The organism is Pararhodobacter aggregans, from assembly GCF_003075525.1.
Classification (GTDB): domain Bacteria; phylum Pseudomonadota; class Alphaproteobacteria; order Rhodobacterales; family Rhodobacteraceae; genus Pararhodobacter; species Pararhodobacter aggregans.
The window spans coordinates 84,471-97,993 of record NZ_QDDR01000017.1 but is presented as its reverse complement, the minus strand read 5'-3'; the positions used below and the strand labels follow the sequence as shown (position 1 = coordinate 97,993).

General features: G+C 64.6%; 21 protein-coding genes and 1 pseudogene. 3 read left to right on the top strand and 19 right to left on the bottom strand.

The window, feature by feature from the left end; all coding sequences use genetic code 11:
- Positions 1 to 297 (top strand): annotated as a pseudogene (locus tag DDE23_RS25660) (hypothetical protein); the annotation flags it as partial.
- Positions 298 to 909: 612 nt separating this feature from the next.
- On the opposite strand, the gene DDE23_RS23040 reads toward DDE23_RS25660, so the two are convergent.
- From DDE23_RS23040 to DDE23_RS22995, 10 genes are all read right to left on the bottom strand, one after another.
- Positions 910 to 1,611, bottom strand: coding sequence for an RES family NAD+ phosphorylase (locus tag DDE23_RS23040; RefSeq protein WP_035714335.1), 702 nt, complete (start codon positions 1,609 to 1,611; stop codon positions 910 to 912).
- Positions 1,608 to 2,009: an MbcA/ParS/Xre antitoxin family protein gene (locus tag DDE23_RS23035; protein ID WP_107754800.1), complete on the bottom strand. Its 402-nt coding sequence runs from the start codon at positions 2,007 to 2,009 to the stop codon at positions 1,608 to 1,610. Before DDE23_RS23035 ends, DDE23_RS23040 begins: the two co-directional genes overlap by 4 nt.
- Before the next feature lie 58 nt (positions 2,010 to 2,067).
- Positions 2,068 to 2,712 carry an antitoxin of toxin-antitoxin stability system gene (locus DDE23_RS23030; RefSeq protein WP_107754799.1) on the bottom strand — a complete coding sequence of 215 codons (645 nt, stop codon included), beginning with the start codon at positions 2,710 to 2,712 and terminating at the stop codon, positions 2,068 to 2,070.
- Entirely contained in the window at positions 2,705 to 3,124 is a 420-nt protein-coding gene (locus tag DDE23_RS23025) for a hypothetical protein (RefSeq protein WP_107754798.1), read from the bottom strand. Before DDE23_RS23025 ends, DDE23_RS23030 begins: the two co-directional genes overlap by 8 nt.
- Positions 3,125 to 3,200: 76 nt before the next feature.
- Entirely contained in the window at positions 3,201 to 3,398 is a 198-nt protein-coding gene (locus tag DDE23_RS23020; protein ID WP_107754797.1) for a hypothetical protein, read from the bottom strand.
- 1 nt (position 3,399) lies between these two features.
- Entirely contained in the window at positions 3,400 to 3,777 is a 378-nt protein-coding gene (locus tag DDE23_RS23015) for a DUF6915 family protein (RefSeq protein WP_107754796.1), read from the bottom strand.
- A 10-nt stretch (positions 3,778 to 3,787) separates the two neighbouring features.
- Entirely contained in the window at positions 3,788 to 4,279 is a 492-nt protein-coding gene (locus DDE23_RS23010; protein WP_107754795.1) for a DUF6878 family protein, read from the bottom strand.
- A gap of 101 nt (positions 4,280 to 4,380) precedes the next feature.
- Positions 4,381 to 4,899 (bottom strand): DNA repair protein RadC, encoded by a 519-nt coding sequence (locus DDE23_RS23005; RefSeq protein WP_107754794.1) that lies wholly within the window; start codon positions 4,897 to 4,899, stop codon positions 4,381 to 4,383.
- 108 nt (positions 4,900 to 5,007) lie between these two features.
- On the bottom strand, positions 5,008 to 5,448 hold the full coding sequence (locus DDE23_RS23000) for a JAB domain-containing protein (protein ID WP_107754793.1): 441 nt from the start codon (positions 5,446 to 5,448) through the stop codon (positions 5,008 to 5,010).
- 126 nt (positions 5,449 to 5,574) lie between these two features.
- Complete coding sequence (locus tag DDE23_RS22995; protein WP_107754792.1) at positions 5,575 to 6,774, bottom strand: DUF932 domain-containing protein; 1,200 nt, start codon at positions 6,772 to 6,774, stop codon at positions 5,575 to 5,577.
- A 183-nt stretch (positions 6,775 to 6,957) separates the two neighbouring features.
- Between DDE23_RS22995 and DDE23_RS22990 the strand changes: the two genes are divergently transcribed.
- On the top strand, positions 6,958 to 7,164 hold the full coding sequence (locus DDE23_RS22990; RefSeq protein ID WP_107754791.1) for a hypothetical protein: 207 nt from the start codon (positions 6,958 to 6,960) through the stop codon (positions 7,162 to 7,164).
- 19 nt (positions 7,165 to 7,183) lie between these two features.
- Here DDE23_RS22990 and DDE23_RS22985 read toward each other — a convergent pair whose 3' ends face one another.
- The 5 genes from DDE23_RS22985 to DDE23_RS22965 all read right to left on the bottom strand — a co-directional run bounded on the left by DDE23_RS22985 (position 7,184) and on the right by DDE23_RS22965 (position 10,754).
- Positions 7,184 to 7,660: a DUF411 domain-containing protein gene (locus DDE23_RS22985; protein ID WP_107754790.1), complete on the bottom strand. Its 477-nt coding sequence runs from the start codon at positions 7,658 to 7,660 to the stop codon at positions 7,184 to 7,186.
- A gap of 26 nt (positions 7,661 to 7,686) precedes the next feature.
- Positions 7,687 to 8,286, bottom strand: coding sequence for an SCO family protein (locus DDE23_RS22980; RefSeq protein ID WP_107754789.1), 600 nt, complete (start codon positions 8,284 to 8,286; stop codon positions 7,687 to 7,689).
- The gene (locus DDE23_RS22975; RefSeq protein ID WP_107754788.1) at positions 8,268 to 8,738 is read right to left on the bottom strand and encodes a copper chaperone PCu(A)C; all 471 of its coding nucleotides are present in this window, start codon (positions 8,736 to 8,738) and stop codon (positions 8,268 to 8,270) included. Before DDE23_RS22975 ends, DDE23_RS22980 begins: the two co-directional genes overlap by 19 nt.
- A gap of 5 nt (positions 8,739 to 8,743) precedes the next feature.
- Entirely contained in the window at positions 8,744 to 9,337 is a 594-nt protein-coding gene (locus tag DDE23_RS22970; RefSeq protein WP_107754787.1) for an SCO family protein, read from the bottom strand.
- Positions 9,338 to 9,428: 91 nt separating this feature from the next.
- Complete coding sequence (locus DDE23_RS22965) at positions 9,429 to 10,754, bottom strand: Nramp family divalent metal transporter (RefSeq protein WP_107754786.1); 1,326 nt, start codon at positions 10,752 to 10,754, stop codon at positions 9,429 to 9,431.
- A gap of 121 nt (positions 10,755 to 10,875) precedes the next feature.
- Between DDE23_RS22965 and mntR the strand changes: the two genes are divergently transcribed.
- A complete protein-coding gene (gene mntR, locus DDE23_RS22960; RefSeq protein ID WP_107754785.1) occupies positions 10,876 to 11,328 on the top strand; it encodes a manganese-binding transcriptional regulator MntR in 453 nt (150 codons plus the stop codon).
- Positions 11,329 to 11,334: 6 nt separating this feature from the next.
- On the opposite strand, the gene DDE23_RS22955 is transcribed toward mntR, so the two are convergent.
- Genes DDE23_RS22955 through DDE23_RS22940 form a run of 4 tightly spaced genes read right to left on the bottom strand, consistent with a single transcriptional unit; the run spans position 11,335 to position 13,520 of the window.
- Entirely contained in the window at positions 11,335 to 11,994 is a 660-nt protein-coding gene (locus DDE23_RS22955; protein ID WP_107754784.1) for a DsbA family protein, read from the bottom strand.
- On the bottom strand, positions 11,991 to 12,428 hold the full coding sequence (locus tag DDE23_RS22950) for a disulfide bond formation protein B (protein ID WP_107754783.1): 438 nt from the start codon (positions 12,426 to 12,428) through the stop codon (positions 11,991 to 11,993). The genes DDE23_RS22955 and DDE23_RS22950 overlap by 4 nt, the downstream gene beginning before the upstream one ends.
- Complete coding sequence (gene lspA / locus DDE23_RS22945; protein WP_107754782.1) at positions 12,415 to 12,900, bottom strand: signal peptidase II; 486 nt, start codon at positions 12,898 to 12,900, stop codon at positions 12,415 to 12,417. The genes DDE23_RS22950 and lspA overlap by 14 nt, the downstream gene beginning before the upstream one ends.
- Complete coding sequence (locus DDE23_RS22940) at positions 12,897 to 13,520, bottom strand: methyltransferase family protein (protein WP_107754781.1); 624 nt, start codon at positions 13,518 to 13,520, stop codon at positions 12,897 to 12,899. The genes lspA and DDE23_RS22940 overlap by 4 nt, the downstream gene beginning before the upstream one ends.
- Positions 13,521 to 13,523 lie beyond the last annotated feature (3 nt).

The window sequence follows — 13,523 nt, the reverse complement described above, 5'->3', positions numbered from 1 at the left end:
GCCGTATCCTCGACAACTTCGAGCGCCTCGCCAAAAAATGGGCCCCAAAGCCGCGCAAACCAAAAGCCGCACCCAGAAGCCTCTGATCAATATAGCACGGCTGCGGCCTTCGGCGGATGCTTACCCTGGATCGAGGCGCAGGCCCAGCTGAAGCCGGTATCCGACATGGACCGGCTGCCGACCTCGAAGCAGGTGGCCTTCGCGGAGAAGCTCGCCCGCATCAAGCGCCGCGCCGTTCCGGACGAATGCTTCCGCGACAAGGGGTTGATGTCGAAGTGGATCGACGGGAACAAGTGAGCACGGCACCGGCTAGCTCCGGCCTTCCGGAGCTTCTGCTATGCCGTGGCTTGGCAAACCGAGCGTAGTTGCCAACCTATAGATTGGCAGATTATCCCTTTGGGACATCAGCTTCGGTCAAGCTCCTGTCCGAAGGACCAAGGTCTGCTCCCGGCGGCACGCCGGGAGATACACCGCTGCGATCTTCGGCAACCACCGCAAGTCGTGGCCGTCGCTTAACCCAGCGTCTTCAGACTTTCCTCCACTTGGGCTAGTCCCTCAGTTCTTTGGAAATGTTGGCATTGGAGCGTCCATAACGCTGGAACATCGCATTCATCAAAGCAATTTATAGAGGTCTCTTGGGGCAGAGACGTCGTCGTCTTCAGCGCGTCCATGGGAAGCCCATAAGACCGGCAGACTCAGTCCATCGTTGGAAGCCATGTGTTTCGCCGGAATGACCTCTCTTTCGTCCGGCGATGTGCTGCTCGTAGTGCGTCCGTAGGTGACGGCGGACAGTCCAAAGCCTCGAATAACGCCGGATGGTCACATGGCTGCAAGATCGTCACGTCAGCGCTGTTGCCATTTGCCGATTCCATTTCTTCGGCCCCTCCAAAACGCATGCGCCGATACTCGTCAGCCGACAGCCGTAACCGAGTAGTGCGGTGTCCCATCCCAAACAAGATCCCAAGACGCGCCAGGCCGGACATTCTGGATGGCGTGGGGCTCGAAGCAGACGAGGCAATTCCCGCCCGGCGCGGCAGCTCGGACCGAGGGGTAGATCAGGCCACGCGATCCAGCCCGGCGCAGATGCTGGGCCAGGCTTTGGCCCTCGGGATATCCGACAGCCGGATCCGGATGCAGAGCCGGATGGCCCGGCTCGTCGGTCAGGTCGTCAAAGACGCCGATGAAGTCAGCCAGCAATTCCACATAGCGAGCGCTGTCATGGAAGCTGCCGGTAAAGCCGAGTTCGCGCGTGCGGTGCCAGGCCACTTCGCTGACGGACACCATCACATCCCATGCGCAATACCATGCGCCGCGCTCCTCTGTGTTGAAGCGATTTCCGCCGGCGCGGGTATAGGTGAAGGCGGCGTTGACATGACTGTCGCCATAAATACGCTGATCACGGCTGCGCCGCTGCCAGGCAAGCTCGCGCGGGTCCAGATGCGGGTTGCGGCCACGTTCCGCCAGAAGACGGCCGCTGGTCAGACCTTCGATCTCTGCGAGGATCTCCATCTCGTCATCGGTATCGACGAGACCACGCAGGGATGGCGGCTTGTGGTAAGTGGCGGGCAGGAGACGAACGAGACCGCGATCAGAAATCTCGGTCTGCTTCATGCCCCACCACGCAACGCATCGAGATAGGTCCGAACCGCGAGAATTTGCGGCAAGCCCCCGTCGATGGCGGTGTCAACCGGACGGCTTCCCCCAAAGAGCGGCCCCGTGTTCGGTCGGGTGAACCAGCTTCGCGCGAGCGGCTCGGAGAAGTAGAGTTCGAGCGACTTGTAGATGCCGATCACCGCACTGAGCCGCAGAAGCTGATCCTTGGTCAGTTCCCCCGCGAAATCCGGCTTCTTGGCGCGCTTCCACGTGCTTTCCGACATGTCGGCAAGGCCAGCCGCTTCCTTGAGGCTGAGACCCCAGGCATCGGCCACGCGCGCATAGGCCTTCAACGCAACGGCGTTGATCTGTGCGGGTTCCCGGATTTTCTCAGCAATGTACATGGCGCCCTCCATTGGCCTGAATATAGATCATATGGCCTCATTGTAAAGCTCAAATGAACTGTCCGCGCTCTCACCCAAACCTGCGCCCGGCTTCGGTGAAAGTGTACTCGTTCACGATGATCCCCTCCTCGATGGCCTCGTCAGAGGTCAGGTGGTCGTATTCAGCCTGAAGCTGGCGGTAGAGCCAGCGGGCCAGATCACGCAGCGCCTCGGTCACGATCTCCTCGGCGTCCTCGGTGGGCGGCTGCCAGGTCGGACCGTCGCGCGTGACGTCAACTGCCATGGTGTATTCATGGTAGTAGCGCCCGCGATGGCTGACCTCGGCGGCGAGCTGATAGAAGTTCCGCCGCTGGATGGCCTGCAGCCGGTCGGCGATGCCGCGCAGCGTCGCGTCGGTCGGGGCGTAGTCCCGGATGCGCGCGGCCGCGCCCTTGGCGTGGCTAAGGTAGCCCTCGAAGCAGGCCCCGTCGCCCTGGCTCCAGAACCCGGAGAACCAAATGCAGGGCTTTGCCCGCGTGCCGCCGCCCATCAGGCGGACGGGCGTGGTCTTCAGGCGGATGCCGAGGATTTCGCAGACCCGCTCGAAATCCTCGTAGACCGCGTCCCACCAATCGTCGTGGGGGCCAAGCTCGCGATACCAGCTGCGCGCTTTTTCCTTGGCGGCATCGGAGAGTTCAGGGAACTGGTAGACTGTGGTGCAGATGACCTCAGGCATGTGCGTCCTCCCCGTTCAGCGCGGCGGCCAGCCATTCCTGGCCGCTCGTCCAGCCGACGGATTTGCGCGCGCCGAGGTCGATGACATGCGCGCCGCCGCCGAAGGCGTCGAGGCGAGGCCGGGAACAGGTCAGGGCGTACTGGAACCCCCAGAGACCGGTGAGGTCGAGCTCTTCGGCAAGGCGCAGCACGAAACGGATGACCGCATCGACATCGCCGTGGTCATCGTCATGGATCCAGAGGGTGCTGCCCTCGGGTGCATCTTGGCGCACGAGATCAAAGCCCGTGACCTCCGGGTCGTCGGCATCCTGATCGGTTTCGCGCAAGCTCTGGAACAGGGCAAGCGCTCGAGCGGCCTTGTCGGGAGTGCCGACGTCGAGCAGGCACGAGAAATGGGTGAAGTAATCCGCCATGGGAACCTCCTGAATGGGGAAGACCCGGCCAAGAGGCCGGGCGGTGTGTCGGGATGATGGGGGTGGTTGGGCGCGATCAGCCGGTGGGCTTGTCGCCCGCCGCCTGTCGCGCGACATGCGCGCAGAGCATCTGCCGGTAGAAGCGCTTACGCGCCGTCCGAAAGCCGCGAACGGCGCGCGTGTCGGGGTGGAGCGCCCGGATCGCCGCGCGCAGGACGGTGAAGGGCGAGGCCGTCACGGGCAGGCCGAGGCGCTGATATGCGGGGTCGGTCATCTCAGGTGACCTCGACCACGGGTGAGGCAAGATGTGGATCGACCAGCGCCTCAATCTGCGCGGCCCGGCCCATCCATGGCTCGGGTCGGATGGCCTTCACCCAATCAGCGAAGCTCGGGATGAAGCCCAGATCTTCCTTCACATGCTGTTCGCCGACCCAGCGGGTCGGAATGATGCGCCCGGTCGAGAGCGTGAGGGTCACCCCAAAGATCGTCTCGGCCATGAAAATGCCCTCGGCATGGTGGCGCAGCGCCCGGTGCCGAAAGTCCGCAGTAATCTCCTTGCTCTGGTCGAACCAGGCATGCACCGCGATGAAGTCGTCGACCGTGCCGCCCCATGTTTTCACTGAGGACAGGGCGTGGTGATAAGGATGTGCCATCGCCGCCCCCTTAGAAATCGTGGGTATGGAGTTCGGACGACGTGAACCGTTCGTTGAACTCGAGGTGGATGCAGCGGACCGCGGCGTCGAAGCAGAATTCGCCCCAGGCGCCGTCGTTGTTCTCCCAGCCGCCATGGGTGTCGGAGAGAAAGTCATAGGCCAGTTGCTCGACGACATCCTCCAGCGAGAGCTGCCGCATCTCGACCTCGGGATCGTCCCAGGTGAGCGCGGCGTATGCGATCTCGGTGGCGGGAAAATCGACGGCGGTCTCGCCGGACCAGGCGCCGATGCTTTCGATCTGGCCACTGTCCCCGGCACCGTCAAAGGTGACAGTGACATGGGTGATGCCAGCGGCCGTGAGGCCGTCGAAAAGGCGGTCCTTGTTGCCCGGGCGCAGCGCTTCGATCCGGGCCGCGCGCGCGGCATGCGCGGCGAAGATCTGTGCCATGTCGACGGTCGAGGGTGCCATCGGCGGCGTGAGGGTGGGTTCAGTCATGTTCATCGGGTATCTCCGGAAAAGGAAAGGGATCGGAGTCGGGCCGGGCGATCTCTCTCCCCCGGACAAGCTCCAAATCCCCCCTGCCCTTCTCTGCCTCTCGGGCGTCACGCCGCGACCTGCAGCGCGCGGGCGGCGAAAGCGCGCCAGAGTGGGTCGACGAGACGCCCGTCCAGAAGATCGGCGCGGAGGCGTAGCCGAACCGCCAGATCGGCCTCACCCCAGGCGGCCGCGCGGCCCGCTTGCGCGCGCAGCTGGCTCGCCTCGGTCACGACGCCCCGCGCCTCGGCCGCGCTCGTCACCGGGTGGCACCAGGCGACAGCTTGCTCACTGGCGGCCCCGGCCAGCACAAGGCGCTCGTCACGGTCAAGGATCGCTAGGAGCTGGGGCGCAGCATCCGGGGCAATCCCCTCGGCATAGTCGATCGCGCCCTGCATGGCCTCAGCCAACGTCTCGAAGCGTGCCAGGACGAGCGGGGCGGCCCGGCCCGACATCAGATCGGCCGGCGCGCGGCGAGACAGGGTCAGGGCGAAGGGGTGATTGGGGTCGACATCACCAGTTGAAAAGTGCGGTGGGACGACCCGCGCGTAAGTGGTCGGGTGGATGGGCAATGGCAGGTCGAACATGGGAAGATCTCCGACGGCGCGGGAAGCCGCTCTCCCCGCCTCATCCGTCAAAGACCAAACCGCCGCCCTCTTCCTCGAAGGGGCAGCGGTGATGGGTCCGATGGGCCCTCAGAGCTTGCCGAGGGCCCGCAGGCTCAGCTCGGTCCCGGCCCCGACTATGATATGATCGTGCAGCATCAGACCAAGATACTTGCACCCCTTCTGGATCTCCTTGGTCATGCCGAGATCGGCCTCCGAGGGCGTCGGATCGCCTGACGGGTGGTTGTGGATCAGGATCAGGGCGCTGGCATTCAGCATCAGCGCCCGCTTGATCACCTCGCGCGGATAGACCGGGACATGATCAACCGTGCCGGTCGAGAGACGCTCATCGGAGATGACGCGGTTCTTGCGGTCAAGATAGAGGACATGGAACCGCTCGTTGGGACCTCGGACGGTCAGAGCACAATAGTCCATCAGCGCCTGCCAGCTGCCAATGACGGGGTTCTGGCTGAGATAGCGGCCGAGGATATCACGGGCCTCGAGGATGACGGTTTCTTCCTGGGGGGTCATGGGGGTTTCGCTGAGATGCGCACGCCGACGCCCCCTGTCCTTTCGGGGCAAAGCCAACGGCGTGCGTGTTGAGAAATAGCTGCAGCGACCGCCCCGGTGTCGGGCGATCGCTGCGCGGGGGCTCTGTCAGCCGACTCGGTCGAGCAGCTTCTTGGCGCGCCCTTCCATGTCGAGGCGGGCATCCTGCTGGGTCTTGTCGCGCGCAAGCCGCGTGATGCCCTGCACGAAGTCGAAGATACTCTCGGGCGGGCGGCCCTCTTCCATCAGCACTTTCTCGATGATTTTGCCGGACTCCGCCTTCGAGAAGCCCCGCTTGCGCAGGAAATCCGCGCGATCCTCATCGCTGCGCGCCACGATCTGCTGCCGCGCGGCCTTGATGCCGTTCACGAAGCCCTGCGGCGAGGAATTGGCAAACCGCGTCAGCGCCGGGGCCGCCTCATGGGCAAAGCGCGAGGCGGCGTATTTCGAATGCCGGATCCGGATCTCCTGAAAATCTTCGACGCCCCAGAGGTTGCGGTTCTGGCAGACAGCCCGCAGGTAGAAGCTCGCCATGCCGAGGGTCTTCGCGCCCACCTCGGAGTTCCAGCAGTAGAAGCCCCGGAAATAGAGATCAGGGGAGCCATCCGGCAGCTTGCCCGCCTCGATCGGGTTGCGATCATCGACCAGGAACAGGAAGACATCGCGGTCCGAGGCATAAAGCGTGGTCGTGTCGCGGCTGATCTCGACATCTGGGTTGTAGACCCCGGTCGACCAGTCGAGCACGCCCGGCACCTTCCAGCGCGTGTCGCCGGTGCCATTGCCCGCGATGCGCTGCACCGCCTCGACCAGTTCGTGGTCATGGATGCGGCCGTAGTCGGGGCCAGTCACCGCGCGCAATTCAGTGCGGCCATCCTCGGTCTCGAAGGTCTTCACCTGCTCTGCGCGGTGGTTGGTTAGGCCGTATTGCAGGTTGATCCCCGCCAGTGGCGCGGGCAGTTGCCGCAGGTAGGAGGCCGGTGCGCCGACGATGCTGGCAAGCTGGCCGAAGGCCCAGTGCGTAGGTGCCACCGGTTCATGTGCTTTCGGCAGGACCAGATGTAGCCGCTCGGCGCTGTCGCGCGCGGCCTCGACTCGGATGTCCGCCGTCTGCACCACCCGGCTGCGGCTGCGCTCGGACCGACCCTTCACATTGGCCCAGAGATCGTCGAGCGACAGATACCGCTCGTCGTCGGGGCGGTTGAACCATTCGGACGACACTCGCCCGTTCCGCTCACCCCGGCTCACATCCACCTTCCAGCCACCGGCTCGCGCCGGCGCGACCGGATCCAGAACTTCCACAACGCCCATCGGCTATCTCCCGTGACAGGCGCCGGGAGCCACTCTCCCGAGCCTTTAACCCGTCACCGGGAAACCGGCACTCCTCTCACTCTAGAAGGCGGTCAGTCGCTAAGGTCATCATGAATGGCAGCTTCGCCCTCTCGCGCGCCTGCTGGCTGGTCACCTACCCGCTGGCCGGCGGGATCGGCGCCGGTGCCCGGTCTGTGCGTCACGGCGCTCATCGGCGCGGCTGGCCTCGTTGCGGTGCTGCGCCTCTGGCCCGCGAACGATCAGACGTTCTTGCGGCACGACCTTCCTGACCTGTCCGCCGATTATCTCCACCTGTCGGAACACGGGCCCCACCACACCCATGCCGTCTTCATCGACACCCTGCATCGCCGTTGGCCGAAGGCGGCATGAAGCACGGGCGACACAATTGTCAGGCGGCCAGATAGCGGGTGAAGACCTCGGTTGAGCCATCGCGGCCGATCAGCAGGACGTCGTAGGCCTCGCGGCTGTCCTCCGGTCCCATGCCGGGCGATCCATAGGGCATCCCAGGCACGGCAAGCCCGATCGCGTCCGGCCGCTCCTCGAGCAGGCGCCGGATATCGGCCGCAGGGACATGGCCTTCGAGCACATAGCCCTCGATCATCCCTGTGTGGCAGGAGATCATTCTTTGAGGCACACCCACTTCGGCCTTGTAGGTCATCAGGAGCGTGCCGTAGCGCTCCTCGTCCGTCACGGTGAAACCCTCGTCCCGAAGATAGGCGACCCAGGCGTTGCAGCATTCGCAGCCGGTTCCCTTTACGACATGGATCGACGGGCCCGCGCTGCGCACCGGACTGGCCGCGAAAGTCGCGACGGCGAGGCCGGACAGCAGCATTGTGCGGCGGGTCAGAAGGGGCGTGTTGGTCATGTGGCTCTCCGGAACAGGTGTGGCTGTCAGGTCAGAACCCTGCGTATCTTCGGCAGGGCGAAGCGGCGGTCCTCGTGGTAGTCGATGATGCTGGCAAAGCGCCCATCGGCGCGGAACAGGAACACACCGGCAGTGTGGTCCATGGTGTAATCCCCGTCGCGGGGCACCTTTTCGAACCGGGCGCGGAAGCCTGCGACGGCGCGTTCGACCTCGGCCAGCGGGCCGGTCAGGCCGGTGATCCGTGGATCGAAGTTTGCCAGGTAGTCGGCCAGAACTTGCTGTGTATCCCGTTCGGGATCGACGGTGATGAAGACGGTGTTCAGCCGGTCGGCGTCGGGCCCGAGCTCATCCAGCCAGCCCGAGATGTCGCTGAGGGTGGTTGGGCAGACATCGGGGCACCAAGTGAAGCCGAAGAAGGCCATGGTCGGGCGGCCGATCCAGTCTGCCGGGCGCACCGGTTCACCGCGATGGTTGGTCAGGGCAAAGCCCATCTCGCCGATGGGCAGTGGCAGAAGCGCGGCGGGCGGCTGCGCGCGGCCGCGGCTTTGCAACCAGCCGAGGCCGAGCGTGAAGGCCAATGCACCGCTCGCGCCTCCCAGACCAAGGATCAGTTGGCGTCGTCGCAATCCGGACCCTCCGCCCGTAGCGACAGAACCTCGACATTGACGACGACTTCCCCGGCATTCTGGAAGGAGAGTGTCACCGGGAAGCTGTCGCCTTCGGCCAGTGTCGTGGTCAGGCCCATCAGCATCCCATGATAGCCGCCGGGCGCCAGCTCGACGGTTTGGCCAGCCGGAACCGGGATCGACATGGCGTGTGGCATGGAGGCGATGCCGTCGGTCACCACGGTTTCGTGCAGCATCGGCATGCCAGCAGCCGGGGTCGCGATGCCGATCAGCGCATCATCTGTGCTGCCGTTGTTGGTGATCTCGACATAGAATACCCCCGGCCGGTCCGCGCCGATGGTGGCGCGGGACCAGGCGTGTTCGATATTCAGATCGCCGAGGGTGAAGGTTTCGCAGGCCAGCACGGGGGCGGCGGATAGGGTGAGGAGGGCCGAGAGGATCAGGGATTTCATGGCGGTCACAATCTGGGTTGAAGGTCGGCAAGGATATCGGTGGCGGGCGTGCCGTAGGTGAACTGACGCAGCCAGTCACCCTCGGGCCCGATGAGGTAGAGCGCCGGGCTGTGCGACATGGTGTAGCCGTCGGGGGCGGCGGCATCACCCTCGCGCGCGTAGAAGATGCGGAAGCTGTCCGCCGCGGCGCGGGTCTGTGCCTCGTCCCCGGCAAGCCCGATGATCGACGGGTGGAACGCCGCAGTGAACTCGGCCAGCCCCAGTCTGCGATCCCGCTCGGGATCGATCGAGATGAACAGAGGCTGCACAAGGGCAGCGTCGTCGCCCAGATCGTCCATCACCTGCGCCACTTCGGAAAGTGTTGTCGGGCAGACGTCCGGGCAGTTGGTGAAGCCGAAGAAGACCAGAAGATGCTGGCCCGCAAACTCGGCAGGGGTGCGCACCCGACCCTCGGCATCCGGCAGCGTGAAGGTCGGTCGGAAGGCGGCTTGCGGGACAGCCTCCGACGCGCGGTTTGGCAACAGCACGAGCAGCCCATAGGCCAGCGTGGCCAGTCCCGCCGCCGCCCAGAGGATTTTCTGTAACCTTGTCAACCGCATCCGTAACCTGCCTGTTTATTGCTCTCTGTCTAAAACCTCCAGCCGCTTGAGGTTCAAGCCCGAATTCGTGCTCTCACCGAAGGGTGAAGGGTCAGCCCAAAAGCACGGTCGACAACAGGTTCACGTTCAGCACGATGATGACGGCGGCGATCAACCAGCAGAGGCCCGTCAGCCAGCGTGGGGCGACCAGTTCGCCCATCTTGGCGCGGCTGGCGGTGAACATGACCAAAGGCACGATGGCGAAGGGCAGTTGGAAGGACAGCACCACCTGGCTCAGGATCAGCAGCTCACCCACGCCCTCACTGCCGTAGAGCAGGATCACGAAGACCGCCGGGATGATGGCAAGGCCGCGGGTGATCAGCCGCCGCGCCCAGGGGGCGATGCGCAGCCGAATGAAGCCTTCCATCACGATCTGCCCGGCCATCGTGGCTGTGACAGTGGAGTTCAGGCCTGCGCACAAAAGCGCCACCCCGAACAGGACCGGCGCCAGTGACGACCCCAGCAGCGGCTCCAGCAACAGGTGCGCCTTGTCGATCTCGGCCACGTCATTTTCGCCGACGGTGTAGAAGGCGGCAGCGGCAAGGATCAGGATCGAGGCATTGATCGTCAACGCGAACATCAGCGCAATGGTGCTGTCCCAAGTCGCCAACCGCAACGCCTCGCGCTTGGCGGGCAGGTCCATGCCAAAGGCGCGGGTCTGCACGATGCCCGAATGCAGATAGAGGTTATGCGGCATGACCGTGGCTCCGATGATGCCAAGGGCAAGGTAGAGCATGGTCGGGTTGCTGACGATCTCACGGCTCGGGGCGAACCCGGCGATGACGTCGCCCCAGACCGGATCGGACTGCGCGATCAGCACGACAAAACAGGCCGCGATCAGTGCCATCAGCGAGATGATCAGCGCCTCGATCCAGCGGAACCCCTTGTTCTGCAGCCACAAGATCAGGAACACGTCGGCGGCGGTGATGAAGATGCCGATCTCCAGCGGGATGCCGAACAGCAGGTTCAGGCCGATGGCGGTGCCGATCACCTCGGCCAGATCGGTGGCGATGATGGCTAGCTCGGCGAAAACCCAAAGGGGCACCGACATCCATTTCGGAAAGGCATCTCGACAGGCCTGCGCCAGATCGCGACCCGAGGCGACCGCCAACCGCGCGCAGAGCGATTGCAGGAGGATCGCCATGATGTTCGACAGAAGGGCTACGAACAGCAGCGTGTAGCCGAAGGCCGCCCCGCCGGCGAGCGAGGTCGCCCAGTTGCCGGGGTCCATGTAGCCCACGGCCACCAGATAGCCGGGGCCGATGAAGGCGAGGAACCGGCGGAACCGGCTGGTGCCGCCGTTGCCGACCGCAATGGTGCGGAAGACCTCGGAAAGTGAGGGCGTCTCGCGCTCTTGTCGCCAGGCTGGGATGGACATGGTTTAGGGCGCTCCCGGGTTTCGTCACGATCCCGACAAGACGTGGCGCATAAAGTTAGACAGTGCTAACAATCTGCCCCGCGACTTTACTTGTCAATCCATCCCATGCGACACTCTGCAGATGACCGAGTTCCACCCTGACACCCGCACCGCGCCGCTCGACGGCCCCGCAGACCCGCGCACCGAAGCGTTTCAGGGCGTGCGCGAGGCACGGCGGAATGAACTGGCCGAGGATTATGTCGAACTGATCGCTGAGCTGATCCACGAACAGGGCGAGGCGCGCCCGGTGGACATCGCCACCCGCCTTGGCGTGAAGGTGCCGACGGTCAGCAAGACCCTCGACCGGCTGGCGCGCGAAGGGCTGATCACCCGCGCAAAGTATCGGTCGGTTTTTCTGACCGACACGGGCCGCGCGCTGGCCAAGGAATGTCGGCGGCGGCACGAGATCGTGCTGCGGTTCCTGATCAGCCTTGGCCTTGACCCCGAGACGGCAGAGCGCGACGCCGAAGGCATCGAGCATCACGTCAGCGAACGAACGCTGGCGCTCTTCGCGGCCTTCGCCAATCGGTCCTGATCGGCATCAGCTGTTCTCGATTGCAAACCGCACATCTGCGATCAGGCTGTCTGCGCTGAAGTTCTCCAGCCGCCTGCCGTTCAGAAAGAAGGTCGGCGTCTGTCGAATGGCCAAGGCTTCGACGTCGGCTGCGTCCTGGTTGAGGATGCCAGTAATCCCCGGAAAGAGCTTGTCGCTTTCCGCCCTTTCGAGATCGAGCCCCGCGGCCCCGGCGATTTCCCAGGCCACGTCCAGCTGCGGCGAACCATGCACGGCCCAGCCCGGTTGCTGTTCCAGCAGCGCATCCAGTACCGGCTCGAACTTGTCCTGCATCCGTGCAGCCTCAAGGATGCGCACGGCTTCGTCCGAGCCTTCGTGGAAGACGGTATAGCGCAGCACGACCCGGACCTGAGTCGGAAACTGCCGCCGGATCTCTTGCACCACCGGGTGATAGGCGCGGCAGGCCTCGCAGGACGGATCGAAGAATTCAACCAGTGTGACGGGCGCATCGGCAGGACCGAAGCTGGGGGAGTAGTCCCGGATCAGTAGTGCCTGATCGGCTGTTGGCGCGGCAGCGGCCGCCACTTCTGCCTCGGCGGCGCGGCGCTGGTTCAGCACGTAGGCGCCACCCGCGAAGGCGGCAAGGCCAAGCGCAGAGGCTCCGATCAGAAGGGTGCGGCGGTTCATGGGCGGTGTCCTTTCGGAAGGATGAGACAGGCAAGGATCGCTGCAAAGGCGACCGCGGAAAGATAGGGGATCGGCAGGCCAAGGATCATCTGCGCCTCACCGGTGCAGGAGGGGCCATTTTCGGTGCAGGGCACGATTGGCGCGGGCAAAAACCCAGCGTAAAGGCCCGAATGCCACGCCGCCAGCGCCAGCCCGGCGAGGGCCAGGGGCAAGCCGTAGGCGCGCGCCACGCCGTCGCCCCGCCAGAGTGACAAGCCAAGGATCGGCACCAGCGGGAACATGGCGATGCGCTGATACCAGCAGAGCGTGCAGGGCATCTGGCCCAGCACCTCACCGATGAAAAGCGCGCCAAGTGTGGCCGCCAGCGCAATCAGGAAGGCCGCAGTCAAGGCAAGGTCGTCGCGCGACAGGGTTTCCGAGTCAGCTTTGGTCAAGAACCGGCTCCTTGCGGCGGCGAACGGGAAGAGATGCGGCGAGGATCAGGACCGCGCCCAGGGTGATCGCAATATCGGCGACGTTGAACGTGGGCCAGTGCCAGTCACGCCAATAGAAATCGAGAAAATCAGTCACGGCACCCTGTCGCAGCCGGTCGATGATGTTGCCAAGCGCCCCGCCCACGACCAGTGCAAAGCCGGCACGTTCCAGCGCGTGCTGCGCCCGGAATGCCATGACGGCGAAGGCGATGGTCAGTGCGCCCGTCAGCGCGGCCATCAGAAGGGGCTTACCCGCCATTATCCCGCCCATCATGCCGAAGCTCGCGCCTGTGTTGAACCCGAGGGAGAGGTTGAAACTCGGAAAGACAGGGACAGCCGTCCCTTGCGACAGCAGCGATAGTGCCGCTGCCTTGGTCAACTGGTCTGCCACCACTGCGGCAGCAATCAGCGAAATCAGCGTCATCTTGGTCATTCCGCAGCCTTGCTCTTCATGCCGATCCAGCGAGGAACCGATGCGGTGTAGCGGTCATAGTCCGGCCCGATTGCCATGCGCAGGGCAGCCTCCTCTGACCGGACTTGCGTGGTGGCGGACCAGAGAAACAGGAGTGGGGCTAGGACCGTCGGGACAGAGGGCACTGCCAGGGTAACACCCGCCAGCAGCGCCGCTTGCCCCACAAAGGTCGGGTTGCGGCTGAAGCGGTAAAGCCCGCCGGAGACCAGATCGCCGGTTTCGCCGCCGACGACGCCGACGCGCCAGGAGGATCCCATCGACATCTGCGCGGCAAAGGCCACCATCGCGCCGAGCCCTGCGACAAAGACCCCGACCAAGCCAAGAAGTACGGCGCGCCCCTCGGTCCAAAGCGGATCGATCTTGTGCAGGATAGGCACGGCGAGCCAGAGAAGCGGCCCGAAGAAGGCGAGCGCAAAGGCCACGCGGAACCCGATTGCCGCCAGCCGGTCGCGTCCGGTCGCACGGGCGAACAGCCAGACCGGCCGACCCACCGCTTTCGCGGCCAGCGCGCTGCCCCAGAAGAACAGAGCCAGATAGCCGAAGAGAAGGGCCAATGCTGCCCAGCCGAAACCGGAGATCATGGC

Bases quoted from the DNA above. Each gene is read 5' to 3' on its own strand.
- DDE23_RS23040 (WP_035714335.1), bottom strand. From the start codon at position 1,611: ATGAAGCAGACCGAGATTTCTGATCGCGGTCTCGTTCGTCTCCTGCCC.
- DDE23_RS23035 (WP_107754800.1), bottom strand. From the start codon at position 2,009: ATGGAGGGCGCCATGTACATTGCTGAGAAAATCCGGGAACCCGCACAG.
- DDE23_RS23030 (WP_107754799.1), bottom strand. From the start codon at position 2,712: ATGCCTGAGGTCATCTGCACCACAGTCTACCAGTTCCCTGAACTCTCC.
- DDE23_RS23025 (WP_107754798.1), bottom strand. From the start codon at position 3,124: ATGGCGGATTACTTCACCCATTTCTCGTGCCTGCTCGACGTCGGCACT.
- DDE23_RS23020 (WP_107754797.1), bottom strand. From the start codon at position 3,398: ATGACCGACCCCGCATATCAGCGCCTCGGCCTGCCCGTGACGGCCTCG.
- DDE23_RS23015 (WP_107754796.1), bottom strand. From the start codon at position 3,777: ATGGCACATCCTTATCACCACGCCCTGTCCTCAGTGAAAACATGGGGC.
- DDE23_RS23010 (WP_107754795.1), bottom strand. From the start codon at position 4,279: ATGAACATGACTGAACCCACCCTCACGCCGCCGATGGCACCCTCGACC.
- DDE23_RS23005 (WP_107754794.1), bottom strand. From the start codon at position 4,899: ATGTTCGACCTGCCATTGCCCATCCACCCGACCACTTACGCGCGGGTC.
- DDE23_RS23000 (WP_107754793.1), bottom strand. From the start codon at position 5,448: ATGACCCCCCAGGAAGAAACCGTCATCCTCGAGGCCCGTGATATCCTC.
- DDE23_RS22995 (WP_107754792.1), bottom strand. From the start codon at position 6,774: ATGGGCGTTGTGGAAGTTCTGGATCCGGTCGCGCCGGCGCGAGCCGGT.
- DDE23_RS22985 (WP_107754790.1), bottom strand. From the start codon at position 7,660: ATGACCAACACGCCCCTTCTGACCCGCCGCACAATGCTGCTGTCCGGC.
- DDE23_RS22975 (WP_107754788.1), bottom strand. From the start codon at position 8,738: ATGAAATCCCTGATCCTCTCGGCCCTCCTCACCCTATCCGCCGCCCCC.
- DDE23_RS22970 (WP_107754787.1), bottom strand. From the start codon at position 9,337: ATGCGGTTGACAAGGTTACAGAAAATCCTCTGGGCGGCGGCGGGACTG.
- DDE23_RS22965 (WP_107754786.1), bottom strand. From the start codon at position 10,754: ATGTCCATCCCAGCCTGGCGACAAGAGCGCGAGACGCCCTCACTTTCC.
- mntR (WP_107754785.1), top strand. From the start codon at position 10,876: ATGACCGAGTTCCACCCTGACACCCGCACCGCGCCGCTCGACGGCCCC.
- DDE23_RS22955 (WP_107754784.1), bottom strand. From the start codon at position 11,994: ATGAACCGCCGCACCCTTCTGATCGGAGCCTCTGCGCTTGGCCTTGCC.
- lspA (WP_107754782.1), bottom strand. From the start codon at position 12,900: ATGACCAAGATGACGCTGATTTCGCTGATTGCTGCCGCAGTGGTGGCA.
- DDE23_RS22940 (WP_107754781.1), bottom strand. From the start codon at position 13,520: ATGATCTCCGGTTTCGGCTGGGCAGCATTGGCCCTTCTCTTCGGCTAT.